Origin of the sequence: Azospirillum isscasi (genome assembly GCF_030849505.1) — a bacterium.
Taxonomy (GTDB): Bacteria; Pseudomonadota; Alphaproteobacteria; order Azospirillales; family Azospirillaceae; genus Azospirillum; species Azospirillum isscasi.
In genome coordinates, this window is sequence record NZ_JAUJFI010000198.1 from 1 (window position 1) to 9,171 (window position 9,171).

5 protein-coding genes and 1 pseudogene are annotated in these 9,171 nt (G+C 73.5%); 2 read left to right on the forward strand and 4 right to left on the reverse strand.

The window, feature by feature from the left end; genetic code table 11:
* Together QSG27_RS25490 and QSG27_RS25495 are read left to right on the forward strand one after the other, a co-directional pair.
* A partial coding sequence (locus QSG27_RS25490; protein ID WP_306711128.1) for a chemotaxis protein CheA occupies window positions 1-1,301 on the forward strand: 1,301 nt, incomplete at its 5' end.
* Window positions 1,302-1,978: 677 nt separating this feature from the next.
* A pseudogene (locus tag QSG27_RS25495) lies at window positions 1,979-3,595 on the forward strand (methyl-accepting chemotaxis protein); the annotation flags it as partial.
* A 159-nt stretch (window positions 3,596-3,754) separates the two neighbouring features.
* Here QSG27_RS25495 and QSG27_RS25500 read toward each other — a convergent pair.
* From QSG27_RS25500 to QSG27_RS25515, 4 genes are all read right to left on the reverse strand, one after another.
* Complete coding sequence (locus tag QSG27_RS25500) at window positions 3,755-4,990, reverse strand: hybrid sensor histidine kinase/response regulator (RefSeq protein WP_306711136.1); 1,236 nt, start codon at window positions 4,988-4,990, stop codon at window positions 3,755-3,757.
* A 480-nt stretch (window positions 4,991-5,470) separates the two neighbouring features.
* The gene (locus tag QSG27_RS25505) at window positions 5,471-6,271 is read right to left on the reverse strand and encodes a response regulator (RefSeq protein WP_306711130.1); all 801 of its coding nucleotides are present in this window, start codon (window positions 6,269-6,271) and stop codon (window positions 5,471-5,473) included.
* A complete protein-coding gene (locus QSG27_RS25510; protein ID WP_306711132.1) occupies window positions 6,268-7,362 on the reverse strand; it encodes a chemotaxis protein CheB in 1,095 nt (364 codons plus the stop codon). The genes QSG27_RS25505 and QSG27_RS25510 overlap by 4 nt, the downstream gene beginning before the upstream one ends.
* A partial coding sequence (locus QSG27_RS25515) for a hybrid sensor histidine kinase/response regulator (protein WP_306711134.1) occupies window positions 7,359-9,171 on the reverse strand: 1,813 nt, incomplete at its 5' end. The genes QSG27_RS25515 and QSG27_RS25510, both read right to left, overlap by 4 nt.

The following is a 9,171-nucleotide window of genomic DNA, read 5'->3' on the forward strand; positions in this document are numbered from 1 at the left end:
CCGCCCCGCCCGCGGGCGCGGCGCCGGTGCGGGCCGCCGACACGGTGGTGCGCGTGCCCGCCGCGGCCATCGACGGCTTCATGGACCTGATCGGCGAATTGCGGCTCGGCCTGACCTCCCTGGGGCTGTTGCTGGATGATGGTCCCGCCGGACGGCAGCGGACGACGGTGGAGGCGATGCGCCGGCTCGACCGGGCGGTGCGCTCGCTCTACGACGGCGCCTTGTCGCTGCGCGTCGTTCCCATCGGCACGCTGTTCAGCCGCCTGATGCGCCCGATCCGCGACACCGCCGTCCTGGTCGGCAAGGAGGTCGCCCTGACCACCGCCGGGGAGGACGTGCAGGTGGACAAGGCGATGATCGAGATGCTGGTCGATCCGCTGACCCACATCGTGCGCAACAGCGTCGATCACGGCATCGAGCCGCCGGACCGCCGCGCCGCCGCCGGCAAGCCGCGCGAGGGCACCATCCGCATCCGCGCCCGCCAGACCTCCAGCCTCGCCGTGATCGAGGTCGAGGACGACGGCGGCGGTATCGACGTGGCCCGCGTGCGCGCCAAGGCCGTCGCCCGGGGGCTGGCCGGCGAGGCCGAGGTGGCGGCGATGGACGACGACGAGGCCGTGCAGCTCATCCTGCTGCCGGGATTCTCCACCCGCGACGAGGTGACCGCGACCTCGGGCCGCGGGGTCGGCATGGACATCGTGCTGACCGCCATCAAGAAGCTGGGCGGGCGGCTGTCCATCGCCAGCCGGCCCGGCGCCGGCACGCGGATGACCATCGAGTTCCCGATCTCCGCCGCCATGCAGCGCGTGCTGTCCACCGAACTGTGCGGCCAGACCATCGCGGTCCAGGAACGGGCGGTGCAGGAGATTCTCCAGGTGCCGCCGGGCGGGCTGCAACGGCTGGGGCCGCGGCTGGCGATCTCGCTGCGCGGGCAGTTCCTGCCGGTGGTCGATCTGGCGCGGCTGCTCGGGCTGCGGACGGACGGCGGGACGCCGGAGACCGCCGGGGAGTCCGCGGGCGGCGCGGTGGTTCTGGTTCTGGACAGCGGGGAGGCTCGGCTCGGCCTGCTGGTCGAACGGCTGGCGGTCCGGCGGGAGGTCTTCTTCAAACGGCTGCACCCGCTGATCGAACGCAACCCGCTGATCGCCGGAACCGCGGTGATCGGCGCCGGCACGGTCATGTTCGCGCTCGACACCCAGGCCCTGTTCGCCGCGGCGCAACGGGCCGACGCGGCGGCCCGCGCCGCCGCCTCCCGGCAAGAGGCCGCCCGACAGGAGGAGCCGGCATGTTTCGCCGAATGAGCATCGCCACGCGGCTGGCCGTCGCCGCCAGCCTGTTCGCCGCTCCGGTCGGCTACGGCGTCTGGGTCGAGGTCGCGGGCTACAACCGGGACATCGCCGTGGCGCGGCTGGAGCTGGAGGGGGCGGCGTACCTGCACGGCATCAACGCGGTGCGCTCGGCGCTCGGACGCGGCCTCGTCTCGGGCGACGAGGCGGACGAAACGGAGCTGATCGCCCGGCTCGCGGCGCTGCGCGAGCGCCACGGCGGCGCGATCGACGCCACGGAGGAGACGGACCGGGCCGTGGCCTTCCTGAGCGTCGGGGACCGCACGCCGTCGCACGTCTCCGCCCGGCAGGCGCTGCGCCGGCTGGGCCAGACCGTCCAGGCGCGGTCGGGCGTTCTGGCCGACCCGGAGGTGGCGAGCTTCAGCCTGGGCAACATCGTCGCCGTCCGGCTGGGCGACCTGCGCGACCAACTGGTGGACGTGCACATGACCGGCGGCCAGTCGCTGAACGGGGCGTTGCACAGCGGGCGCATCGAGACGATTTTGCAGGCCGTCGAGGACGACCTGGCGGCGGCGGTCGGGCCGAACGGCGCTCCGGCGCTCCAGCCCGCGCTGGCCGCCCTGCACAAGCCGCTGGCCTTCCAGACGACCCGCGCCCTGATCATCCTGGAAAGCGGCGGCTTCGACCCGGGCATGGCGCTGCCCCTGTTCGACGCCGCGGAGCGTCTGGCCGGGGAGGGCCACGCCCGCTTCGTGGAACTGGTGGAGGCCCGCGTCGCCCGGTTGGAAGGCGACCGGCGGACGGTGATCCTGGTCAGCGCCGTGCTGACCCTGCTGGCCTTCGTCGCGGTGGTCGGGCTGGTGCTGAGCGGCGTCATCGCGCCCCTGCGCCGGATGACGGCGGCGCTGCGCCAACTGTCCGACGGCGACGTGGCCGCGGCGGTGCCGCGCACCCGCTTCGACGACGAGATCGCCGCGCTGGGCGCCGCCATGGGCCGCTTCAAGGAGAAGCTGGGCGCCTCGCGGTCGCTGTCGGAGGCGGTCGTGCAATCGACCCTCCAGGTGTCGGTGGCCACCGATCAGGCGGCGGTGGCGGTCGGGCAGGTCTCGGACGGGGCGCGCGACGAGATGGCCTCGGTCGAGCGGCTGCGGCGGGCCTTCGACGGCGCGCTGGCCGCGATGGAGCAGGTCAACAGCCTGAGCGCCGCCGGGCAGGAACGCTCCCGGGACGCGGCGGCGCGGCTGGCGGAAAGCCTGGACGACGTTGCCGCCATGGCCGCCGCGGTGCGCTCCATCGCGGAGATGAGCCAGGAGATCAACCGGGTGACCCTGGCCATCGGGAAGCTGGCCGCCCATTCCAACATCCTGTCGCTGAACGCCTCGATCGAGGCGTCGCGGGCCGGGGAGCAGGGGCGCGGCTTCGCCGTGGTCGCCGGCTCGGTCGGGTCGCTGGCGCAGCAGACCGTGACGCTGGCGCGCGAGATCGGCGATCTGGCCCAGCGCAGCGGCGAACGGATCGGCCACGGGCTGGCGGTCGCCGCCGCCGTGGGCCAGCGCATGCAGGACGTGTCGGCCAGCCTCGGCGAGACCGACCGCCTGTCGCGCTCCATCGCCGGGGAGGTGGCGCACCAGCGCCGGCAGTTCGCCGAGGTGGAGGCGGCGCTGCTCGATCTGGCCCAGATCTCCCAGGCCAACGCCGCGGCGGCGGAGGAGATTTCCGCGACCATGCAGGGGCTGTCGGTGCTGACCGACGACACCCGGCGGCAGGCGGAGCGCGTCATGGCGGGCCGCGCCCACCGCCGCCGCGCCACCCTGATCGACGCCCGGATCGAATGGCCCCGGAACGAACCGGAGGGGGCGGAGGCCGGCGCCGCGGAAGCGGTGGCGCTCTACGACCTGTCGGAGGATGGGACCATGGTCTCCTCCGCCCGCCCTTGCGCGCCCGGCGCCCGCGTGGCCCTGGTCTTTCCGGAGGCCGGGCTGCGCATCGCCGCGGAAACGCTGGCCTGCACGGAGGGCTTCCACCATCTGCGCTTCACCGGCCGGCTGCTGCCCACGGCGGCGGTGGACGCCCTGGCGCGGGCCGGGATGGGCCGGCTGATCGAGGCGACGAAGACCGACCACCGCGCCTTCGTGGCCCGCATCGCCGACGCGGTGGCCGGCGGGCCCGCCCTGGCGGCGGCGGGGCTGAGCACCCATCACGATTGCCGCCTTGGCCGCTGGTACGACAGTGTGGCCGACGAGGTGATGCTGTCCCTTCCGGCCTTCCGCGCGCTGCTGGAGCCGCACCGCAAGGTGCACGCCAAGGGCCACGAGGTGCTGACGGCGCTGGCCGCGGGCCGCACCGCCGACGCGCGGGCGCGCATGGCGGAGCTGGAGGGCCTGTCGGAAACCATCGTCGGGCTTCTCGATCGCCTGGGCGCGGAAGCCCGGCGGCGGACGCCGCGGCGTGAGGGGGACGACGACCCCTCACCCGCCCGCTTCGCGGGCACCCTCTTCCGGGGCGGGAGAGGGGAGATTCTCCTCCCCTTCGCGCAACCGCTCCAGGACCTGACGCAGGTCGCCGGGGTGGAGGGGCTTGTGCAGGAAGGAGCAGCCGCGGCGCTGGCCTTCCAGAAGGGCGCTCTGGGCCGTCTCACCGCTGAGCACCACGGCGGGGATCTCCCGGTTGTAGAGGCGGCGCACCCGGTCGATCACGTCGAAGCCGGACACCTTTCCGGGAAGCCGCAGGTCGGTCAGGATGACCGAGGGCGGGTCGGGCAGGCCGTCCAACACCGCGAAGACCTCCCGCATGTCGCCCGCGGCGGCGACCGTGCAGCCCCAGCTTTCCAGGATCATCTGAAGGCCGGTCAGCACCATCGCCTCGTCGTCCACGGCCAGAACGGTCATGCCGGTCAGGGGCGGCGCGGCGGCGGCGGGCAAGGCGGCGGCGGGGCCGGGGGCCGGTTCGGCCGGCGGGGCGGTGGCCTCCAGCGAGACGGAGAAGACGGTGCCGCGCCCGATGCGCGACCGCACCTCCACCTGGAGGCCGAGAAGCTCCGCGAGGCGGCGCACGATGGCGAGCCCCAGCCCCAGCCCGCGGGTGGGGTCGCGGTTGGGATTCTGGAGCTGGTGGAACTCGTCGAAGATGGCGGTCAACTGCTCTTCGGGGATGCCGAAGCCGGTGTCCCACACATCGACGCGCCAGCGGTCGCCGCGCCGCCGCATGGCGAGCAGGAGCCCGCCGTGCCGGGTGTAGCGGATGGCGTTGGTCAGCAGGTTGCGCATCACCCGCCCGAACAGGACCGGGTCGGTCTCCACCGTGCCGGGGCACAGGCGGGCGCGCAGGCGCAGGCCCTTCTCCTCGCTCTGCGGGCGGAACTCCTCGACGAGCTGGGCCAGAAGCTCGTCCAGGGCGACCGGCTGCGGGTCGGGCGTCACCGTGCCGGCGTCCAGCGTGGAGATGTCGAGCAGCGCGTTCAGCAGCCGCTCCCCCGCCGTCATGGCGTTGCCCAGCATCTCCGCCGTGCTCAGCGCCTTCTCGTCGGTGATCTGGCTGCACAGCGCGTCCAGGAACAGGCGCATCGCCTGGAAGGGCTGGCGCAGATCGTGACTGGCCGAGGCGAGGAAGCGGGACCGCGCGGCGGTCGTCCGCTCGATCTCCGCGCGCATCGCCCGTTCCATGCGGGCGACGGCCCGGTCGTCGGGCGGCGCCTGGGCGGCCATGGCCAGCACGCCGACCGTATGGCCGCCCTGGATCAGCGGCACGCCCTGGAAGGCCACGGGGTCGGCGTCGCCCGCGGGCAGAAGCTCGACGCTGACCGGCTCCTCGGTGTCCCCGGAGAACAGGGGATCGACGGCGCCCAGAACCGCCGGCCAGACCGGGCCGAACCAGGCCGGGGCGGGGCGCCCGCCCGCCGGCGGATCCTTGCCGAGAAGGACGCAGAGGGCCGCGTTGGCGAAGAGGGTGGCGGCGTGCGGCGGCCCGGTCAGCACGAAGGCCGGCAGCGCGGCGGCCCGGCAGATGCGCAGCGCGTTGTCGACGCACTCCGTCCCGGCCGGCGCGGCGTCGATGCTGGTCCTGTTGGTGTGCCGGGGCGTCACGTCGGTTTCTCTAACCTCTCGGGCTGGCCTTCCGGGTTGGAGGCGCTGCACCTTAACCTTTGGTGTGCGTTGGATGAAATCGCCTGAAAGCCCTATGTGTTCCTATGCGGAAGGCATTGGGTGGGACAGGCGGCTGAGATGGTCCTCCACCATGTATTTGCGCCGCAGCAGGGCCATCAGGCGGATTTTCAGGATTTCCATCGGCTGCGACTTTCCGACGAAATCGTCGGCCCCGGCGGTCAGGCTGGCGGTCAGCCGGTCGTCGCCCTCCTGGCTGGTCAGGATGACGATCTGGAAGAACAGGCCGCGCCGCCGCCGGAACCGGTCGAACCGTTCGCAAAGCTGGGTGCCGCTGGTCCCCGGCATCACGAGGTCGAGGATCACGCAGTCCAGCCCGCCGTCCTCCAGCGCCGCCACCGCCTCGTCGGCGTTGCGCGCGGCGACGACATGGCAGCCGTCCTCCTCCAGCTCGGCGCGCAGGAACTCACGGTAGGTCGCGCTGTCGTCCACCACCAGGATACGCGCCCGTTTCAGGATGTCCGCCACGGTCGGCGGCGCGTTGCGCCGGTCCAGCAGCGCCATGGCCCGCTGCACCACCCCCTGGGAATCGGCGGGGTCCGCCCATTGGACGTCGGCGGGGGCGCCGGACTCCGCCGCCCGCTCCGCCGGACCCAGCAGCATGGCCGGGGCGGGGCACAGCCGGCGCAGCTCCGTCAGCGTGCGGGCGGCCTCGCCGCCGGCCTCCACCATCAGCAGGTCGAAGGGACGGCGCGACAGCTCCGCCACCGCGGGTTCCGCCGTCTCGACGCAGCTCGCCTCGATGCCCTGCTCCTCCAGCATCAGCTTCAGCAGGAGCCCCTGGGTCTGCGAGGCGATGACGATCAACGCCCTGGGTCCGCTCATGAGGGCTCCACTCCCGTCGAAACCAGTTCCAGCAATCGGGCCGCCACCTTGTCGATGGGCAGCTCCTCGGTAACGCCTCCCAGCCGGACCGCGGTCCCCGGCATGCTGTGGATGACCGCGGTGGAGGCGTGCTCCGCGATGGTGTAGGCACCCGCCCGGCGCATGTCGAGCAGGCCGCGCGCCCCGTCCTCGCCCATGCCGGTCAGCAGGACGCCGATGGCGGCGGTGCCGAAGGCCGTCGCCAGGGAGGAGAAGAGCATATCCCCGGACGGGCGCTGGCCGCAGACCGGTTCACCATGGACCAACCGCATCCCGCCGGGGTCGGCGGTGAGATGGACCTCGCCGGGCGCGACATAGACATGGCCGGGCCGGTGCGGCGCGTCGGAGGCCAGCGCGACCGGCAGCGGCGTGACCGACCCCAGCCAGGAGGCGAAGCCCGCCACGAAGGGCGGCCCGATGTGCTGCACCACGAAGATGGGCAGGGGGAAGTTGACCGGCAGCCCGCGCAGAAGCTTCACCAGCGCCGCCGGCCCGCCCGTCGAGGCGGTGATCCCCAGCGCGCGGAACGGACGCTTCTCCCCGGACGGCGGCAGGGGCGGGGGCGGAGGCGGAGGGGCCTTTCCGCGGCCGCCGCCGTCCTCGTCGCCGTTTCCGGTCCGCGGGCGCCCGCGCTGCCGGATCACCTTCACCTGGCTCATGATGGTGAGCTGGGTGCAGAGATGCCGCGCCACGGTCTGGTAGTCGGCGCGGGCCATGCTGCCCGGCTTCTCCACCACCGCCAGCGCCCCGGCCTGGAGCGCCCGCATGGGGATGTCCAGGTCGCGCACGTCGGAGGCGACGACGACGATGGGAACGGGATGGTCGCGCATCAGCCGCTGGGTCACGGCGAAGCCGTCGATCCCCGGCAGGCGGATGTCCAGCGACACCACGTCCGGCCGCAGCGAATCGACCATGCGCAGCGCCTGCTCGCCCGACGAGGCGATCCCGGCCAGCTCCAGCCGCGGGTCCTCGCCGATGACGTGGGCGAGAAGCTGCTGGACGACCGGCGAGTCCTCCACCACCAGGACGCGGATCCTGCGGTGGCCGGTCATAGCAGCCGCCGGATGCCGGCCAGAAGCTCGTTCTGGTCGAAGCGGGTCTTGACGACGTAGGCGTCGGCGCCGAGGTCCAGCCCGCGCGCACGGTCCTCGTCGCTGGCGCGCGAGGTGACCAGGATCACCGGCAGGTCGGAGGTCATGGGGTTGCCCTTGACGGCCTGGAGCAGGGCGAACCCGTCCATCCTGGGCATCTCCACGTCGCTGATGATCAGGTCCACATCCTCCCGTTCGCCGAGCGTTTCGACCGCCTCGCGTCCATCCACGCACAGCGTGACCCGGTAACCATGGGCCTCCAGGATGCTCTTTTCCAGGGTCCGCGTGGTGATGGAGTCGTCCACGACCAGGATGTGCGGGCGCCGCCGCGCCGCCTCGTCCGGCGGGCGGACCAGCGGCGGCAGGGCCATGCCGGGGCGCGGCGACAGGGCCGCGGGGTTCAGCACCAGGGCCGGCGAGCCGTCGTCCATCAGCACCGTGCCGAGGAAGCGGGCGGCGTCGATACCCACCTCCTCCGCCGGGGTGACCACGGAGTCGCGGGTGGCCATCAGCCCGTCCACCGCCAGCGCGATCCGCCGCCCGGCGGAGCGCAGGATCACCAGGGCCAGCGGCGCCCCGCCACCGGGCGGCAGGGCGCCGTCGTAGCCGAGCAAGGCGGCCAGCGGAGTCACCGGAACGTCCTCGTCCTCCAGCCGGATGGTCGGGGCGGCGAGGTCGGCGAACAGCCCGTCCGCCGGGACGCGCAGCACGCGCGCCACGTCGTTGCTGGGCAGCGCCAGGATGTCGTCCTGCACCGCGACGAAGACCAGCCGCTGGCTGAGCAGGCTGAGCGGCACCTCCACCGTCACCACGGTCCCGCCGCCCTCGCGGGCGGCCAGCGTCACCGAGCCCTGGAGCCGGGTCACCTCCCGCCGCACGATGGCGAGGCCCATGCCGCGCCCGGCGTATTCGTTGGGGGTCGGGGCGGTGGAGAAGCCGGGCTCGAAGATCAGGTCCAGCAGCCGTTCCGGCGGCGCGGTGTCCGCCTCCTCGGGGGCCAGCAGGCCGCGCTCCACGGCGAGGCGGGCGATGGCCTCCCGGTTGGGGCCGCGCCCGTCGTCCTCCACCCGCAGGACGAGCCGGCGCCCGACCACCGAGGCTTCGAACCGCACGGTCGCCGCCGCCCGCTTGCCCGCCGCCACCCGCTCCCGCGGGGTTTCCACGCCGTGGCTGACGGCGTTGCGGGCGATGTGCAGCACGGGGTCCTTCAGCCGTTGCAGGACCACCCGGTCGGCCTGGGTTTCCAGCCCGCGGATGTCCGCCTCGACCTCCTTGTCCTGGGCGCGGCTGATGTCGCGGATCATCCGGCCGAGGTTGCCGAACTGCGATTCCGCCGGAAGCATGCGGAGCTGCCGCACCTCGTCCTGGAAACCGCTGCCCCAGCGGCGCAGCGACCAGAGATGCCGGTCGTGGGCGCGGTGCGCCGCGTCCAGCGAGGCGCCCAGCGCACGGAACCGCCGCTCGAAAGAGGACAGGCGCACCGCCACCTCGTCCCCGGCGCCGCTCCCGGACGGATCGGCGGAGCCGCGGAGCAGGCGGGGGCGCATGGCGTGCCAACTCCGCTCCAGCGCGCGCCATTCGCCGCGCAGTTCCCGCAGTTCGGCGACCAGGGCGGACTGGTTCTCGATCTCCGGCAGAAGGCCGGCGGCGGCGGTGAACAGCCGCTCCAGCCCGGTGCTGCGGATGCGCACCAGCGCTGCGCTCTCGGCGGCGCCGGCGTAGGTCGGACGGAAATCGACCGCGTCCTCGTCGATGCCTTCCAGCAGGGCC

What these genes read in the sequence shown, in the direction of transcription:
- QSG27_RS25500 (WP_306711136.1), bottom strand. Translation starts at nt 4,990, where the DNA reads ATGGCCGCCCAGGCGCCGCCCGACGACCGGGCCGTCGCCCGCATGGAA.
- QSG27_RS25505 (WP_306711130.1), bottom strand. Translation starts at nt 6,271, where the DNA reads ATGAGCGGACCCAGGGCGTTGATCGTCATCGCCTCGCAGACCCAGGGG.
- QSG27_RS25510 (WP_306711132.1), bottom strand. Translation starts at nt 7,362, where the DNA reads ATGACCGGCCACCGCAGGATCCGCGTCCTGGTGGTGGAGGACTCGCCG.